This window comes from Actinomycetota bacterium (genome assembly GCA_005888325.1).
Taxonomy (GTDB): domain Bacteria; phylum Actinomycetota; class Acidimicrobiia; order Acidimicrobiales; family AC-14; genus AC-14.
Map to the genome: position 1 here is coordinate 24,713 of VAWU01000031.1, position 16,711 is coordinate 41,423.

The 16,711-nt window shown below is 69.9% G+C and carries 19 protein-coding genes; 9 read left to right on the top strand and 10 right to left on the bottom strand.

All coding sequences use genetic code 11. The annotated features are described in order from the left end of the window. Positions 1–4 precede the first annotated feature (4 nt). From E6G06_12565 to E6G06_12600, 8 genes are all read right to left on the bottom strand, one after another. On the bottom strand, positions 5–388 hold the full coding sequence (locus E6G06_12565) for a sulfurtransferase (GenBank protein ID TML90372.1): 384 nt from the start codon (positions 386–388) through the stop codon (positions 5–7). After that, complete coding sequence (locus tag E6G06_12570) at positions 385–708, bottom strand: hypothetical protein (protein ID TML90373.1); 324 nt, start codon at positions 706–708, stop codon at positions 385–387. Before E6G06_12570 ends, E6G06_12565 begins: the two co-directional genes overlap by 4 nt. Beyond that, positions 582–1,562, bottom strand: a complete 981-nt coding sequence (locus E6G06_12575) for a sulfate ABC transporter ATP-binding protein (GenBank protein ID TML90374.1) — start codon at positions 1,560–1,562, stop codon at positions 582–584. The genes E6G06_12570 and E6G06_12575 overlap by 127 nt, the downstream gene beginning before the upstream one ends. Further along, on the bottom strand, positions 1,562–2,353 hold the full coding sequence (locus E6G06_12580; GenBank protein ID TML90375.1) for a sulfate ABC transporter permease: 792 nt from the start codon (positions 2,351–2,353) through the stop codon (positions 1,562–1,564). Before E6G06_12580 ends, E6G06_12575 begins: the two co-directional genes overlap by 1 nt. Further along, a complete protein-coding gene (gene cysT / locus E6G06_12585) occupies positions 2,346–3,107 on the bottom strand; it encodes a sulfate ABC transporter permease subunit CysT (GenBank protein TML90417.1) in 762 nt (253 codons plus the stop codon). The genes E6G06_12580 and cysT overlap by 8 nt, the downstream gene beginning before the upstream one ends. Positions 3,108–3,219: 112 nt before the next feature. Then, entirely contained in the window at positions 3,220–4,302 is a 1,083-nt protein-coding gene (locus E6G06_12590) for a sulfate ABC transporter substrate-binding protein (protein TML90376.1), read from the bottom strand. 127 nt (positions 4,303–4,429) lie between these two features. Further along, positions 4,430–5,074 (bottom strand): hypothetical protein, encoded by a 645-nt coding sequence (locus E6G06_12595; GenBank protein TML90377.1) that lies wholly within the window; start codon positions 5,072–5,074, stop codon positions 4,430–4,432. Positions 5,075–5,157: 83 nt separating this feature from the next. Next, positions 5,158–7,554, bottom strand: coding sequence for a CocE/NonD family hydrolase (locus E6G06_12600; GenBank protein ID TML90378.1), 2,397 nt, complete (start codon positions 7,552–7,554; stop codon positions 5,158–5,160). 69 nt (positions 7,555–7,623) lie between these two features. Here E6G06_12600 and E6G06_12605 point away from each other — a divergent pair, with 69 nt between their 5' ends. The 5 genes from E6G06_12605 to E6G06_12625 all read left to right on the top strand — a co-directional run bounded on the left by E6G06_12605 (position 7,624) and on the right by E6G06_12625 (position 10,966). Further along, the gene (locus tag E6G06_12605) at positions 7,624–8,400 is read left to right on the top strand and encodes a ParA family protein (GenBank protein TML90379.1); all 777 of its coding nucleotides are present in this window, start codon (positions 7,624–7,626) and stop codon (positions 8,398–8,400) included. Beyond that, entirely contained in the window at positions 8,400–8,714 is a 315-nt protein-coding gene (locus tag E6G06_12610) for a hypothetical protein (protein ID TML90380.1), read from the top strand. The genes E6G06_12605 and E6G06_12610 overlap by 1 nt, the downstream gene beginning before the upstream one ends. A 45-nt stretch (positions 8,715–8,759) precedes the next feature. Next, complete coding sequence (locus E6G06_12615) at positions 8,760–9,692, top strand: aldo/keto reductase (protein TML90381.1); 933 nt, start codon at positions 8,760–8,762, stop codon at positions 9,690–9,692. Beyond that, positions 9,685–10,647: an alkaline phosphatase gene (locus E6G06_12620; GenBank protein TML90382.1), complete on the top strand. Its 963-nt coding sequence runs from the start codon at positions 9,685–9,687 to the stop codon at positions 10,645–10,647. The genes E6G06_12615 and E6G06_12620 overlap by 8 nt, the downstream gene beginning before the upstream one ends. 64 nt (positions 10,648–10,711) lie before the next feature. Continuing rightward, the gene (locus tag E6G06_12625) at positions 10,712–10,966 is read left to right on the top strand and encodes a hypothetical protein (protein TML90383.1); all 255 of its coding nucleotides are present in this window, start codon (positions 10,712–10,714) and stop codon (positions 10,964–10,966) included. 12 nt (positions 10,967–10,978) lie between these two features. Here the strand turns inward: E6G06_12625 and E6G06_12630 are convergent, their stop codons facing one another. Beyond that, positions 10,979–12,850: a glycoside hydrolase family 15 protein gene (locus E6G06_12630; protein TML90418.1), complete on the bottom strand. Its 1,872-nt coding sequence runs from the start codon at positions 12,848–12,850 to the stop codon at positions 10,979–10,981. A gap of 149 nt (positions 12,851–12,999) precedes the next feature. On the opposite strand from E6G06_12630, the gene E6G06_12635 reads away from it, so the two are divergent. The 4 genes from E6G06_12635 to E6G06_12650 all read left to right on the top strand — a co-directional run bounded on the left by E6G06_12635 (position 13,000) and on the right by E6G06_12650 (position 15,795). Beyond that, complete coding sequence (locus E6G06_12635; protein TML90384.1) at positions 13,000–13,989, top strand: NAD(P)H-dependent glycerol-3-phosphate dehydrogenase; 990 nt, start codon at positions 13,000–13,002, stop codon at positions 13,987–13,989. A 16-nt stretch (positions 13,990–14,005) separates the two neighbouring features. Further along, on the top strand, positions 14,006–14,419 hold the full coding sequence (locus E6G06_12640; GenBank protein TML90385.1) for a hypothetical protein: 414 nt from the start codon (positions 14,006–14,008) through the stop codon (positions 14,417–14,419). Between the two features lie 116 nt (positions 14,420–14,535). After that, positions 14,536–15,291: a class I SAM-dependent methyltransferase gene (locus E6G06_12645; protein ID TML90386.1), complete on the top strand. Its 756-nt coding sequence runs from the start codon at positions 14,536–14,538 to the stop codon at positions 15,289–15,291. Positions 15,292–15,297: 6 nt separating this feature from the next. Next, positions 15,298–15,795: a VOC family protein gene (locus E6G06_12650; GenBank protein ID TML90387.1), complete on the top strand. Its 498-nt coding sequence runs from the start codon at positions 15,298–15,300 to the stop codon at positions 15,793–15,795. A 9-nt stretch (positions 15,796–15,804) separates the two neighbouring features. Here E6G06_12650 and E6G06_12655 read toward each other — a convergent pair whose 3' ends face one another. Next, on the bottom strand, positions 15,805–16,707 hold the full coding sequence (locus E6G06_12655; GenBank protein ID TML90388.1) for a hypothetical protein: 903 nt from the start codon (positions 16,705–16,707) through the stop codon (positions 15,805–15,807). Positions 16,708–16,711: the final 4 nt, after the last annotated feature.

The following is a 16,711-nucleotide window of genomic DNA, read 5'->3' on the forward strand; positions in this document are numbered from 1 at the left end:
ATCGTCAGCGCGCGCCGCGCCTGACCGGCAGCCCGCTCGCTGCCCATGCCTGGAACCCACCCTCGAGGTCGGTTGCCCGGACGAGCCCGACGTCCTGGAGCGCGGCGGCCGCCAGGCTCGAGCTGTAGCCCTCGGAGCACATGACGACGATCGCCTGGTCGTAGCCGGTCACCTCGGGGATGCGATGGTCGCTCGCGGGGTCGAGTCGCCACTCCAGCACGTTGCGCTCGATCACCAACGCCCCCGGCACCGCGCCGTCGCGCACGCGCTGCGCCTCGGGCCGGGTGTCGACGAGCAGGCCGCCCTCGGCCATGAGCCGCGCCGCCTCGGCCGGGCCCACCCGCTCGAGTCGTGCCCGCGCCGCCGCGAGCACGCGCTCAATACTCACGGGTGGGCGCTGGAGGCCGTGCCATCCAGCGTCTCGTGGCGGACCACGTCGAGGAAGCAAGCCGGTCGGTCGTCGTAGAAGGTCATCGACACCAGCCGCGGAGCGTAGACGTGGATGCTGAGGGCCGGCTCGTCACCGAGGTTCACCACATCGTGCACGTGGTCGGCGCCGAAAGTCGCGTGCCGCCCGTCCGTCAGGGGCCGGCGTTGGCGGCGGGCACGACCGTCCGTTCCGGCGTCCGGCGGACGGGGCCGACGTGGACGACGCTGCCCGGCGCCAGGTTCAGGCCGTCCACCTGCTCGCGAGTGAGCTGCACCCACACATCGACCCCGTCGACCACCACCTCGACGCGGACCTCGAAGCCCAGTCGCAGCACCCTCACGACCGTGGCCTCGACCGTCGTCGCGTCGGGCTCCTCGTGCAGCTCGAGGTCGTGCGGACGGACCAGCCGGTCGCCCAGCTGCGTCACCGGCCCGAGGAAGCTCATCACGAAGTCGTTCGCGGGTTGCTCGTACAGCTCACTCGGCGACCCCGTCTGCTCGATCCGGCCACCCGCGATCACGACGATGCTGTCGGCCACCTCCATCGCCTCCTCCTGATCGTGGGTGACGAAGACGGTCGTGACGTGCACCTCGTCGTGCAGGCGGCGCAGCCACTTGCGGAGCTCCTTGCGCACCTGGGCGTCGAGTGCGCCGAACGGCTCGTCGAGCAGCAACACCTGCGGCTCGACCGCGAGCGCCCGGGCGAGCGCCATGCGCTGACGCTGGCCGCCCGACAGCTGCGCCGGGCGACGGTGCGCGAACTGCTCGAGGTGCACGAGCTCGAGCAGCTCGTCGACCTTGCGCTTGATCTCGTCCTTGGGCCGCTTGCGGATCTCGAGGCCGAAGGCGACGTTGCGGTACACGCTCATGTGCTTGAACGCGGCGTAGTGCTGGAACACGAAACCCACGTTGCGGCTCTGCGGAGGGAGCCGGGTGGCATCGGTGCCGGCGATCTCGACCACCCCCGAGTCGGGCTGCTCGAGCCCGGCGATGATGCGCAGCAGGGTCGACTTGCCACCGCCGCTCGGGCCGAGCAGAGCGGTCAGCGACCCCGACGGAACATCGACGGACACGTCCTCGAGCGCGACGAAGTCGCCGAAGCGCTTCGTCACGTTGCGCGCGGTGATGGCCATCAGGCCTCCTCTTCCTTGGGCCGGAGCACGTTCATCACGACCAGGATCACGACGGCGATGAACGCCAGGACGAACGAGGCGGCGTACGCACCGGCCACGTTGAAGTTCTGGAACTGCTGTTCGACATAGAGCGTCAGGGTTTGGGTCTTGCCGACGAAGCGGCCCGACACCACGGCGATGGCGCCGAACTCGCCCAGGGAGCGCGCCAACGTGAGCACCACTCCGTAGGCGAGCGCCCAGCGGATGGCGGGCAGGGTCACCCTGCGAAAGGTCTGTACCGGCCCCGCGCCCAGCGTCCACGCGGCCTGTTCCTGCTCGATGCCGATCTCCTCGAGCACCGGCGCGACCTCGCGCACGACGAGGGGCAGCGACACGAAGATGGTGGCCATCACCATGCCGGGAAGCGAGAAGATCACCTGGATGCCGCGATCGGCGAGCCAGCCGCCGAAGCTGGAGAACTTGCCGTAGACGAGGATCAACGCCAGCCCCACGACCACCGGCGACACGGCCAGGGGCAGGTCGATGAATGCGTTGAGGAGACGCTTCCCCGGGAACTCGTGCCGGACCACCAGGACGGCGACGAGCACCCCGAACACCGTGTTGAGGATCACCGCGAGGATGGCGACCTTCAGCGTGACCTGAAAGGCATGCAGCGCGTCGGGCTCCGTCAACTGGTGCCACACCGGGCTGAGCCCGTGCTGGAAGGTGCGCCAGAAGACCAGCCCGACGGGCAGCACGAGCAGGAACAGCAGGTACGCGAGCGCCGCCAGTCGCAGTCCCCACTTAGCCACGGCGCGCGCTCCAGCGCTTGATCACGTCGAGCGCCACGATCACGGCCAGAGCCACCACGAGGAGGACCGTGGCCACCGCCGCGGCACCGGTGCGGTTGTCGCTCTCGATCTGGCCGAAGATCTGAACGGCCGAGACCTGCGTTTTGAGCGGGATGTTCCCCGAGATGAGCACGGTGGAGCCGAACTCGGCGATCGCACGCGCGAACGACAGCGCGGTTCCCGCCAGGATGGCGGGCACCAGGTTGGGCAGCACGACGCGGCGGAAGATCGTCAGGTTGCCGGCGCCCAGCGACGCCGCGGCTTCTTCCATGTCGCGGTCGAGCTCCATGAGCACCGGTTGCACCGTGCGGACCACGAACGGCAGGGTCACGAACAACAGCGCGACCAGCACAGCGAGGCGGGTGTACGCCAGGTTGATCCCGATCGGCGTCTGTGGTCCGTAGAGCGCGAGGAGCACGAGACCCGCCACGATCGTCGGGAGCGCGAACGGCAGGTCGATCAGGCCGTTCACCACCCGCTTGCCCGGGAAGTCGTCGCGCACCAGCACCCACGCGATCAGCGTGCCGAACACGACGTTGATGACGGCCACGAGCAGCGACGCCACCACGGTGAGCCGGAGCGCGGCCCACGCCTCGGGGTTGGAGACCGAGCGCCAGAAGCCGGACAGGCCGCCGTCGGTCGACTTCCAGACCACGGCGGCCAGCGGGATGAGCACGATGAGGCTGAGGTACACCATCGCCAGTCCCACGCCCATGCCCACGCCCGGTGACAGTCTCCGGCGGCGTGCGGCGGGGCCCGCCGGTGCGTGAGGCCGGCGTGCCGCGGGGCCCGCCGGTGCGTGAAGCGGGCCCAGCAGGACGGCGTCGCTACTTCTTGTCAATCGACACTCCGAGCCCGCGCTCGATGCCGGCGACGATGCCGGTCGTGGGGTCGAAGAACTTCTTGCTCACGTCGGCCCACCCGCCGACATCGGCGATGGTGAAGAGCGTCTTGGGAGTCTCGAACTTCCGCGCCTTGGTCACGCCCTGGGTCGTGGGCCGGTAGCCGTTCTCGGCGAAGATCGCCTGGGCCGCCGGTGTGCGCAGGTACTCGATGAACGCCTTGGCCTGCTCCGGGTACTTCGAGTTCGACGTAACCGCGATCGGGTTCTCGATGAGGATCGTCTGGTCGGGGATCGTGTAGTCGATGGCCTGGCCCTTGAGCTGGGCGAAGATCGCCTCGTTCTCGTAGGCGAGCATCACGTCGCCCTTGCCCGAGGTGAAGGTCTGCAGCGCCTTGCGGGCGCTGTCGTCCTGCACGGGCACGTTCCTGAAGAGCGCCTCGAGGTACGCCTTGGCGTCGGCCTCGGACCTGCCCTGCTTCAACTGCGCGCCCCAACCTGCCATCACGTTCCACCGGGCACCGCCGGACGTGAACGGGTTCGGCGTGATGACCTCGACTCCGGGCTTGGTCAGGTCGGACCAGGTCTTGATGTGCTTGGGGTTGCCCTTGCGGGTGACGAACGCCACGACCGAGTCGGTGATCATCCCCTTCTCGGGACCGCTGTTCCAGTCCGCGGCCACCAGGTTGGCTTTCACCAACCGGGTGATGTCGGGCTCGAGCGCGAAGGCGACGACGTCGGCGGTCAGGCCCGACTCCACGGCCCGGCTCTGGTCACCGGAGGCCCCGAACGACTTGGTGAACGTGATGTTCTTGCCCTGGGGCGTCTGGCGGAAGGCCTCCGTGAGCTTGTCGTAGGCCTCCTGGGGCGTCGAGTACGCCACGAGCGTCAGCTGCGCCGCCGGGAGCGCCTTCGCCGCGGATCCCGCGGCGGTCGTGCCGGTCGACTTCGCGGCGGTCTTGTTCTTGCTGTCGCCGCAACCGGCGGCCAGGAGCACCAGCGTCAGCGCCAATGCCAGCAGCGACGTGAGGCGCCGCCACGAGGGTCGTCGGATGGGATCGGAAGTCATCGTCGGTACGCCCTCCGTCAGGCTCGGTCACGCTCCCTTTATGAAGCTTTCCTATAGAATAGGTGCAGAATAGGAGGACGAGGTCGGGTGCGTCAAGCACGGCGACGGCCATGTCACCTCCCTGCCGTCACGGCCCGCCCATCACGTGGAGGACGCCGTCGGGCACATCCCCGACCGAGGAGCCCGGGCAGCCGGGTGGCTCGCTGAGGTGATGCCGGCGTCCGACAGGGGCGACCGTCCCCCCGTCGGCGGTTGGCACGCCGAAGCGCGCGACCGCGTGCGCGAGGTCCGCGCACGTGGAGACTCGTCCCGGGTAGCGCTCGGTCCACATGATCGACACGTCGCGGAGGCCCTTCCACCGCGGCGGCACCTCGATGCGGCCGATGAGACGCCCGCCGACGAACGCCTCCCACAGGTGGGGCCCGCCGGTGACCACCCGCAGCTCGTAGGTCGATCCGACCTCCCACTCGAAGGGGATGCGGACGCTGTAGCCCTCACCTTCGCCGTCGAACCGCGACATGTAGACGGGCCCGCCTGCGGTCACCGCGTCCCAGATGGAGAAGATGGCGATCTTTCCGGTCGGCTCCGAGCCGAGGGTCTGCAGACCCACGTAGCCCGCCTCGCCGCCGACCAGCCAGAACTGGTGGCTCCAGAAGTAGCCGTCGGGCGTCGGGTCGGTGTGCGGCGTGAGCTCCCACTCGAAGCTCGCATAGCCGTCGGGCGCGTCCGGCCAGCGCCAGTCGGTGTAGGTACCCGTGATGCGGACGGCCATGTCACCTCCCTGCCGTCACGGCTTCTTGGTGCGCTCATCCACCGCGACGGTGGTTGCGCGCGACGAGAAGGGCAACCTGCCGTCTACCCCGGCAGGTTGTGGACCGGCACGAACGGACGGCAGGGCATCCCGCGCAGCGAAGGGCAGGGCGGGAGCCGTCGGGGCCCCACGTGGTAGTTGGGAACGACCGACAGCACGAGCGCGGAGGCCATGTCGTGCGTGCGCGCCACCCGGTGCGTCGGTATCGCCCCGTGGTAGTCCGGGGCCTCGAACTCCCAGGTCGCGTGGTTGCGGCCCGGTGTGGCAACCGTCAACCGGAGTCGGGAGCCGGCGCGGAACGCGTGGGCGAACGCGGGGATCTCGATCTTGGCGCGGACGAACTTCCCCGGCACCAACGGCTCGAAGTCGTCCTCTTCGAACGAGTGACCGATCTCCAAGCCCTTCGTGCGGCTCTCGTCGATCTTGCGGTGGCCGAGCCGGAGCCACCCGTTCTGCACGAGGTACTCGATGCCGTCGGGTCGCACCTCGGAGATCGACACCTGCACGTCGGCGGCCGTGGCGTCGCTCGCGACATGGAGATCGACGTAGCCCGGGCCGGCGACCACGAGGTCGTCGGGCAGCGGAGGGGTGAGGTAGGAGAGCTGCTTGCCTTCGTCGAAACGGGTCCAGTCGAAGTCCCAGAGGCGGTCGAGCAGCCCGTAGGGCTTGTTCTCGAAGATCGTCTTGTCGCCCGCGGCGGGATCGAATTGGAACGCATCGACACCGCCCCGCTCGGAGGGGCCCGATCTCGGGGGCCGGTCATCGGTGAGGCTCTCCGCAGGCCCGAAGAACCAAGTCCGGCGATCGGCCTGCTGGTGGGGCGGCGGCCACGTGGGGAACGTCAACTCGAAGGTACCGATCGGCTCGCCCCGCTCGTTGCCCCCGATGCCGCTCTCGAAGATCACGCGCACCGGCTGCTCGGCCTCGTAGCCGCGCCGCGCCGCCTGGTAGTCGTTGCCGAACCAGAAGGGCCAGCGATCTCGCTCGATCACCGTGTCGCGCAGGTTGAAGGCGGCTGCCAGGACGGGCGCGGCTGCGACCCGGATGATCGGGTTCATCTTGGGCACGCGTTCGGCCACATAGAACTCGAGGAACTCGAACCACCGGTTGATGTTCGACGGCGCGTACCCGTCGGGGTGTCGACCGTTCCAGAGGGCGACGCGGAGCACCGGCGCACGGTCGAAGTTGTCGACCATGGTGTTGAACTGCGCTCCCGTCTGCTCGTCCTGGAACGCACCGGTGAGGTACACGGGCACGTCGATGTCGCGCACGAGCCGGCGCAGATCGCGCGCCTCCAGGGTCTCGGGGTAGAACTCGATGGCGCGCCCGAACTTCTCGAAGTTGGGGTTGAGGTTGTGGGCGCGCTGGTTGGACGCACAGGTCGTGTCGCCGCCGGCGATGCGATCCGCCACCCAGCTCGAACCTCCCGGTGCCGCAGCGCGGTCGCGCTCGGCCAGCCACTGCTTGGCGAACCCGCTGTTGTAGATACCGCCGGGCCACTGCTCGAGATAGGGGTCGGCGATCACCGACTGGGGCAACACGGCCGCGAGGTGAGGTGGGCGCGTCGACGCCACGTAGAGCTGCGAGATCCCCGAGTAGGAGAGCCCCACCATGCCCACGTGGTTGTGCAGCACCCACGGCTGGCGGGCGACGGTCTCGACGATGTCGTAGCCGTCGGCCTGCTGCGCGGGGTTGAAGATGTCGAAGACGCCGCCCGCGCAGGCGCTGCCCCGCATGTTCACCGCGACAGTGGCGTAACCGAAGGCGCGCGCGAGCCGGACCCCCGGCTCTTCCGACGCGGGGTTCGACGGCGAGTAGCCGGAGTATTCGATCACGGTCGGGTAGGGCCCGCTGCCGTAGAACGCGGGGTCGGGGAAGCGAATCATCGCGGAGAGCGTCACCCCGTCACGCATCTCGAGATACCGGAAGCCGTTCTCGAGGGACGAGCCCGGCAGGACGTTGCCGAGGACGTCGAGCCGGGCGCCGTCGAGGTGCTGGCGCGCGTACAGCGACTGGTCGGGGACGTCGTCGCGCCCCAGCACCCGGAACGACGCGGTGGTGAGCGGCGGACGGGCGCTGTCGTCGCGGATCACGTAGCGGCCGGGCTCGACCACCCCGCCTCCCCTGACCTCGGGGATCGCCGCGTCGGGACCGGCTTGGAGCACCGCGTGCCTGGCAGGCAGGTAGGCGAAGTTCACCTGGCCGTACGCATCGGCGCGGTAGGTGAGGCGCCTGTGCCCGTCGTGGTAGAGGGTCAAGGGCTGGCCCGGGCTCGCCCCGGTGACCGTGACCTGCTCGACCCCCGGGTGCACCCCCCAGCTCGCGGCGACCGCCCCTCGGCGCTCCGCGGTGGCGGTCGCGGGGCCCGCGGCGGCCACCAGCGCGAGCACCGCCAGCCCGGCCGCGGCCCGCGCCCGCACCGTCGCCCCGCTTCGCCGCATCGCGCTCCCTCCGTGGTCGCCGCACGCTACCCCTGGACGGAGGGCGGAGCGGGCCTACACTGCGCCGCGATGGGGCGTGTCCTGGCCGTGGCGAACCAGAAGGGCGGCGTGGCCAAGACCACGACCGTGCACGCACTCGCCGTCGCCTTGGCCGAACTGGGTGAGAGCGTGCTGGTCGTCGACCTCGACCCGCAGGCCTGCCTGACGTTCTCGATGGGACTCGACCCCGACTCACTCGACGCGTCGGTGCACGACGTGTTCGTGCGGGGAACGCCGGCCGCGAAGGTGATCCAGCACGTCGAGGGGGTCGACCTGCTGCCGGCCACGATCGACCTGGCCGGGTCGGAGGTGCACCTGCTCACGCGAACCGGGCGAGAGCACGCGCTCGCGCGGGCGATCGCGCCACTCGGGCCGATGTACGACACCGTGATCATCGACTGCCCGCCGTCGCTCGGTGTCCTCACCATCAACGGGCTCACGGTCGCGGAGCAGGTGCTCGTGCCGCTCCAGTGTGAGGCATTGAGCCATCGCGGCGTCGCGCAGCTCCTCGAGACGATCGACGACGTGCGTCTGTTCGCGAACCCTGCGCTGAGCGTCCGGGGGATCATCGCGACCATGTACGACGGCCGCACCCGCCACAGCCGCGCCATCCTCGACGACGTCCGCAGCCGCTACGCGTTGAACGTGCTCGAGCCACCGGTGCCCAAGTCGGTTCGGTTCGCGGAGGCTCCCGCGCAGGGCCACTCGATCCTCCGGCATGCGTCGGGCTCGGCCGGCGCGGAGGCCTACCGCGCCATCGCGCGCACGCTGCACGGCGATCTCACGAACGCCGACGACGCGACCTGATGCCGAGCTCGCGCGATCCGCTCGGCAAACATGCGCTGTTCTGGGTGCCCGGCGAGCGCGCCGATCCGAAGCCCTTCGAGTCGAAGGGGCCGGTTCCCGGCAAGCGCGCGCTCTTCTCGGCACCCGACCGCCAGCCCGGCGCGATCACGCTCGAGTGCTCGGCGTGCCGTGCCCGGTCGCAGGTGTCGTACATCGAGTTCGTGCGCCGTCATCTCCCGATGTGGCTCTGGTTGCCGGGCCGCCACTTCTCGCGGCTGATGAGGTGCCCTGCGTGCGAGCGCCGTGCGTGGGTCCGCGTCACCTGGCGGCCCTGACCGGTCCCGAATCGCACCGCCAGCCCGACGACGAGGGAGACGCCAGTGGAGATGCGCAAGCTCGGGTCGCTCGAGGTCACCGTGGTGGGGCTCGGGTGCAACAACTTCGGGATGCGTTGCGACGAGGAGCGGTCCCCCAAGGTCGTGCACGCCGCCCTCGACGCGGGGATCAACTTCTTCGACACCGCCGACATCTACGGCGGCACGCGCTCGGAGGAGCTGCTCGGCCGGGCGCTCGGACGCAACCGCGACGAGGTGGTGGTGGCCACCAAGTTCGCAGCTCCCATCGACGACGACCCCCAGCATGCGGGAGCGAGCGCGCGCTGGGTGCGCGAGGCGGTCGATGGCAGCCTGCGGCGTCTCGGCACCGACCGCATCGACCTCTACCAGCAGCACATGCCCGATCCCGCGGTGCCGATCGAGGAGACCCTCGAGGCGCTCGACGCGCTCGTACGTGTCGGCAAGGTGCGCGAGATCGGCAACTCGAACTTCTCGGGAGAGCAGATCGACGCGGCCGAGGCGGCGTCTGCGACGAAAGGCTGGGCACGCTTCGTCAGCGCGCAGAACCACTTCAACGTGCTGCACCGCGAGCCGCTCGACGACGTCGTTCCGGCATGCGTGCGCAACGGCCTCGGGATGCTGCCCTACTTCCCACTGGCGAGCGGTCTGCTGACCGGCAAGTACGACCGGGGCGAGCCGCCGCCCGCGGGCACGCGCCTTTCCACGATGCCCGAAGACCGCGCCGCGAGGATCCTGTCGAATCGCAACTTCGAGCGGCTCGCGCGACTCGCCGCCTTCGCCGTAGCGCGCGACCACACCGTCCTCGACCTCGCGTTCGCCTGGCTCGCGGGCCAACCCGCGGTGGCGTCGGTCATCGCCGGGGCCACGCAGGCCGACCAGGTACGTGCCAACGTGGCCGCCGGGGCGTGGACGCTGTCGCGGGAGGAGCTCGAGGAGCTCGACGAGCTCGATGCGTGAGCCCGGGTCGCGCGTAGCGCGGACTGTCCCAAGAGTCGTCGTCGCGGTGCTGGCGGTCTCGTTCGTGCTCGTCGCGTGCGGGAGCGACAGCAAGACGGGCGCGGACGGCGGCTCGCCTCGCCCGAGGCCCGCCACGACCGCGCCGCCGAGCCCCGGCCGGAGCGCCCCCGACTCGACGGCCGTTGCGGGCCCCGATCCCGTGATCGCGGCGGCCGGCGACATCGCGTGCCCGAGCTCGTGCACGTCGACGAAGACGGTCGGCGACATGCTCGTCGAAGGCAACTACACGGCGGTGCTCACGCTCGGCGACAACCAGTACGAGGATGGCCGGCTGTCGGAGTACACGCGCTCGTACGACCCCACCTGGGGCCGCGTGAAGGACAAGACCTACCCGAGCCCGGGCAACCACGACTATCACGACGCGAACGGAGCCGGCTACTACGCCTACTTCGGCTCGCGCGCCGGCCCGCCGGGCAAGGGCTACTACAGCTATGACATCGGCACATGGCACCTGTTGAGCCTGAACAGCGAGGCGAACATCGACGCGCAGCTCGGATGGGTAAAAGCCGACCTCGCCGTCAATCACAGCCGGTGCACGCTCGCGTACTGGCACAAGCCGATCTGGACGTCGGGCAACACCCACCGTCACGACGGCGAGCCCATGACGGCCATCTGGAACGCGCTGGTCGAGGGAGGTGCCGACGTGGTGCTCAACGGCCACGTCCACAACTACGAGCGCTTCGCACCCCGCGACGGGATCCGGGCGTTCATCGTCGGGACGGGCGGGCGCGACTCCCACTACGGCTTCGCGCAGACGGCATCGCTCTCCGAGGTGCGCGACAACTCGACCGACGGGCTGCTCCGGCTCACGCTGCACCCCGCGGGCTACGACTGGCGCTTCCTCCCGGTGCCCGGTGGCACGTTCAGCGACGCGGGCGCCGGCACCTGCCGCTGACCGTCCATTTTGAGTCCTTCGGCCCATTGGCGCCGTCGACCACATTTTGTAGCCTGACCCCACGATGAGTGCGCAAGGTGCCGAAGACCACTCCCTCATGACCGCGCTGCTCGGCGCCTGGGTGCACGACGAGGCGACGCTCGTCAACGACCTCGCGCACGGCGCCTCGCGGGCCGAGCTCGTCGGCGCGACGGTGCAGCTCACGGCGGCGGTGAGGAGCCTGTACCGCATCCTCGACGAGCTGGCCGACCTCGCGCCCGACTCCAACCTGCGCATCTTCCTCGAGCACATCGCGCTGCGGGACGCCGAGGCGGCCTGAGCCCGACGGCGGTCAGTGCCCGAACGGGCTGACCAGCTGACCCTCCTCGTCGCGGATGACGTGCATCACCGCGTTGATGAGGGCGAGGTGGGTGAAGGCCTGCGGGAAGTTGCCCAGGTGGCGCCCGCTGCGAGGATCGAGCTCCTCCGCGTAGAGGTCGAGCGGGCTCGCGAACGACAGCAGCTTCTCGCACAGGTGGCGCGCGCGCAGCCGCTCGCCGATCTCGGCCAGCGCCGAGACGAGCCAGAACGAGCAGATCGTGAAGCTGCCTTCCTCGCCCGACAGGCCGTCGTCGGTCTCCTTCACCCGGTACCGCAGGACCAGTCCGTCGACCGTGAGCTCGTCGGCGATGGCGAGCACGGTCGCCCGCACGCGTGGGTCCTCCGGTGGAAGGAAGCGCACCAGGGGCATGAGCAACAGCGATGCGTCGAGCGCGTCGGTGTCGTAGTGCTGGACGAAGACACCGCGCCCGTCGACACCGTGCGCGCAGATGTCCGCGTGTATCTCGTCCGCCGCGGCCTGCCACGACCCGGCCCGCGTGGCGTCCTCGCGGAGCCGAGCCAGGCGCGCGCCCCGGTCTGCCGCGACCCAGCACATCAGCTTCGACGACGTGAAGTGCTTGGGCTCGCCCCGCACCTCCCAGATGCCCTGATCGGGCTCCCGCCAGTACGTCAGGGCGGACTCGACCTGGCGCTGCAGGATCGGCCACAGGCGATCGTCGAGGCGGTCCTGGGAACGGATGTGGATGTAGAAGGAGTCGAGCACCGCCCCCCAGACATCGTGCTGGTACTGCTTGTAGGCCGCATTGCCGACGCGCACGGGCCGGGCGCCGTCGTAGCCGTGCAGGTGATCGAGGACCTGCTCGTCGAGGTTCGTCTCACCGTCCACGCCGTACATCACCTGAAGCGCCTCGTCGCGTTCGGCGACGTCGGAGATGAAGCAGAAGAAGTCCTCCGCCTCCCAGTCGAAGCCGAGGGTGTGAAGGCTCCACAGCGCGAAGGCGGAGTCGCGTATCCAGCTGTAGCGGTAGTCCCAGTTGCGCTCGCCGCCAGGTGCCTCCGGCAGCGAGGTCGTCGCCGCCGCGATCAGCGCGCCGGTGGGGGTGAACGTCAGACCCTTGAGCGTCAGCGCGCTGCGTAGGAGATGGTTGCGCCATGGATGATCAGGGAAATCGCCGCGGGCCAGCCAGTGCTGCCAGTGGTGCGCGGTCCACACCAACCGCTCGTACGCCGCCGCGTAGTCGTAGGGCGGTTCGTGCTGACTCCATGTGAGCGCGCAGAACCGGTGGTCGCCCTCCTTGAGCAACGTCCGGGCCGTCGCCCGTCCACCCTCGAAGCCGACGCGCAGGTCGGTCGTGAGTCGCAGCTCCAGATCGACGTCGGCACAACGCGCCACGGCCTCGTGATAGCCCCGGTCGGTGTGCGACCACGTTGCCGGCCGACGGCCGTAGTCGAACATGGGCTCGCAGTCGAGCATCACCTGGACCTCGCCGTTGACGCAGCGAACCGTGCGCAGCAGCAGGTGGTCGGCGTCGTAGTCGGTCGGCGCGCGCCGGTGTGTGCCCGAGAGCTCGTCCTCGTGGTGCCACGGGCCGATGACCAGCAGGTCGCGCACGATGATCCACCCCGTCGCGGTCCCCCAGCTCGTCTCGAGCACCATCGTGCCGGGGAGGTAGCGCCGGGCGGCGGGCACCGTCTCGTCCGCCGGACCGAGCCTGAAGCCACCGGCGTGACGGTCGAGGATCGCCCCGAACACGCTCGGCGAGTCCATGCGCGGGAGGCACAGCCACTCGACGTTGCCGCTGGGCGCCACCAGCGCGGTGGTCTCGCAGTCGGACAGGAACCCGTAGTCGGCGATCGGCGGAAAGGGAGATCGACCGAGCATCGCCTCGGTCGACGGGAACATGGAGGTCACGGCCTTACTCTCGCATTCGCGGCGATCACACCGCTACGCACGTCGGCCCGGGCAAGACGTTGGGCTGACGTGGCGCCGTGGTCACGGCCAGACTGGTCGACAGACGGAGGAGGACTGCGATGCGCGTGGCGGTGCTGGGAGCCGGTTCATGGGGAACGACGGTCGCGTCGCTCGCGGCTGCGAGGAACGAGACAACCCTCTGGGCCCGCGGGCCCGACGTGGCCGCCGAGATCCGGGACGAGCACACGAACGCCGCGTACCTGCCGGGGTTCGAGCTGCCGAAGCAGCTACATGCGTCGTCGGACCTGGAGGAAGTCGTCCGCGACGCGGACGTGCTGATCGCGGGCGTGCCGTCGCACGGCTTCCGGGAGGTGCTCGAGCAGGCCGTTCCTCACGTCCGTCCGTGGATCCCGATCGTGAGCCTGACCAAGGGCTTCGAGGCGGGAACCCTGCTGCGTATGACCGAGGTCATCAAGGACCTGCTCCCGGGTCACCCGGCGGCCGCGCTGACCGGGCCCAACCTGGCGAAGGAGATCATGGCCGGCCAGGCCGCCGCCAGCGTCATCGCCACCGAGGACCTGTCGGTGGCGGCGGCCCTCCAGGCGGTGTTGCGCCGCGGGGTGTTCCGCATCTACATGAACCACGACGTGATCGGCTGCGAGGTGGCCGGCGCGCTCAAGAACGTGATCGCGATCGCGGCGGGCATCGCCCAGGGCGTGAGCGTCGGCGACAACACGCGCGCCGCGGTGATCTCGCGCGGCGTCGCCGAGCTGACGCGTCTCGGTGTGGCCATGGGAGGCGAGGCACCCACGTTCGCCGGTCTCGCGGGCATGGGCGACCTCATCGCGACGTGCGTCAGCCCCCAGAGCCGAAACCGCTACGTCGGTGAGCAGCTGGGCCTCGGTCGACCGCTCGGCGAGATCCTCGCCGAGATGAACATGGTCGCGGAGGGTGTGAAGACCGCGGTGACGGTCATGCAGCTGGCCGAGCGGCACGACGTCGAGATGCCGATCTGTCATGTCATCAACCGCGTGGTGACGGGCGAGATGCGCGCGGTCGACGCCTACCGCGGGCTTCGGCCCGCGGGCCACGAGCTCGATCCGGGCTGACGCGACCCTCGCGCCCGTGGAGCTCCGATACCTCTATGTCGGATCACCCGACGTCGGGCGGGCCGTCGCCGCCTGGCTGAGGGTGCCGGGCGCGAAGGCCCGCTGGCGGTTCCGCCACTTCGGAGCCGACGTCGCCGCCATCGACGTCGGCTCGGCTCCCGTCGTGCTCCTCGCCGACCACCGTCCGCCGGGATCCATCCTTCCGATCTACGCGGTCGACGACCTCGACAGCTCGTTGGAGACGCTCGAGGAAGCCGGATGGTCGCGCGACGTCGGGCCGATGGGAACGCCCGAGGGCCTCGCGTGCGTGGTCCGCCACGACGACGGCGGGACGATCGCGTTGTTGAAGGTGGAGCGGCCGAACGCGATGGACTCGGCCTACGCGGACGGCGCCAACGCACATGCAGTGAGACTGGCCGCCGCGCCCTGAGGCCGGCGTCGCCGGCGCCTGCTGGACGCGGGCGCACCCACCATGGAACATGAGGACTTGCACCGGTTGCCTTCCCCCGACTTCGGGCGCGACGCACGCTCGTCCGCGGCCTGATCGTGGTCGAGACCGGTCGGTACACCTTCGGTGACAGCGAGCTTGCCGCGTGCCGCCTGGCGACCGTCGCAGAGGTGTTCGAGGCCACCTCGCGCCGGCTGATCGCGTCGTCGATGCCCGCCGGCATGCGCATCGCCCTCGACCTCGGCTGCGGCCCGGGCTACACCACTCGACTCATCGCCCAGGTGAGCCGCCCGCACCGAGTGCTCGGCCTCGACAGCTCGGCGCGCTTCCTGGATCTCGCCCGCGAGCTCACGAATGAGCCCGGCGTGGCGTTCGGCGTCCACGACGTCACGGCAATGCCCCTCCCCGAAGCGCCGGTCGACGCGCTCTACGCGAGGCTGCTGCTCGCGCATCTGCGCGACCCTCTGGCGCGGGTCGAGAGCTGGATGACCCAGCTCCGCGCCGGTGGTGTGCTCGTGCTCGAAGAGGTTGAGGCGATCGAGGCGCCGGACGGGGTGCTCCGCGAGTATGAATCGCTCGTCGCGCGCCTCGTCGCGGCCGAGGGTGGCTCGATGTACGCGGGCCCGTTGCTGGCCCCGCGGGGTGGGCGGTGTGTCGACGTGCACGTCGACACGGCCGTTGCCGCTCGGATGTACGCGATGAACCTGGAGACCTGGAGGGAGGACGCGCGAGAGCGCGGGCTGGCCGGTCCGGATGAGCTCGATCGGATCGCGGAGGGCCTCGCGACACTCCGGTCACACCCCGGTGCCGGCTCGGTCCGGTGGGTCCTGCGTCAGGTCGTGCTCACGGCCTGACCGGTGATGACGTCCGAGCGCTCGGAGGGCAAGATGTGGCGTACTCGAGGTGAACGGGAGACCCTCATGAGAGCCAGGGTGTTCGAGCAAGCCGAGATGATGGCGACCGTCATTCGCGTGCACGACGTCGCCGCTTCGGTCGAGTGGTACCGCGACAAGCTCGATCTCGACCCGTTGCACGTCGGATCGGACGGTCGCGACCATCCCATCGCCGCCTTCGCGATCGCGGGAAGCGTCATCTCCCTGTGGCAGCTCCCGCCGGGATCGCGACGGCCCCGAGCGGATGCCGACCACAACACCTACGTCGCCGCGGTGGTGAACGGCGACCTCGAGGCGCCGCGCCGGGCCCTCGAATCCCGCGGCGTCGAGGTCGGGGAGCTCCGGCGCAGCGCGAACAACGAGTTCTTCTGGTTCTGCGACCCGGACGGCAACCGGTTCGAGCTCAGCCGCCCACTCACCGCGGAGTACCGCGAAGCAGCAGCCAGGATCGACGCGGAGTCCTAGCGGGTCGCTTCAGGCCGCGAGCTGCGCGGCCGGCGGGGGCAGGGTCTGAGGCGCGTTGGCGAGGTCGAGCTCGAAGTACAGGAAGTTCCTGGTCTGGTCGAGGATCTCGGTGCGGTGCTGCGTGTAGGGCACGTGTCCCGCGCCCTCCCAGGTCGTGAGGTAGGAGGTGAGCCCGGCGCCGCGCGCCTCGTTGACCGTGTTGACGGCCCACTGGTACGGCACGAGCGGATCGGCGGTGCCGTGGAACAGCAGGCTCGAAGAGTCACCCGCGCCTGCACTCCCGAGGATCTTTGCCCCCGACAGCGAGACGGCGCCTCTGACCGCCGAGGATTCGCCCGGGTTCCCGCTGTTGCCGACATCGTCGGGGTTGAAGCCGACGTTCAGCGCGGTGATCGCGCCGGCCGAGGTGCCACCGATCGCGATCCGGCTGCCGTCCACGCCGTAGGTCGCGGCATTCGCGCGCAAGAAGCGCACTGCCGCCTGCGCGTCGTGCATCGCGTCGATGATGGCCTGCACGCAAGCGCCGGTGGGGCTGCTGGCCGAACATCCGCCCGCGACGAGCCGGTAGTTGATGGACACGTTGACATAGCCCTTCTTGGCGAACGTGTTCGCCTCGTCGACGAGCTCCGGCGAGGTCTTGTCGCCACCGCTGAAGGAGCCACCGTGCACCCAGACGATCGCGGGACGGCTCGTCACGGGGTCGCCGGCCGGGCTGTACACGTCGAGCTTGAGCGTGACGGTCTGACCCGTCTGGTCGACGGCGCTGCCGTACGTCACGTTGCTCGTGGTGTTGACGGTGCTGAAGACCGCGTCGCGGTAGCGCAGCGGAGCGGGACCGGGCGGCGTGATCAGATAGCAGCCAGTGGTGGCGAGCGCGAGCGAGACAGTGACGAGGACGAGCAGGCGTCGCATCGGA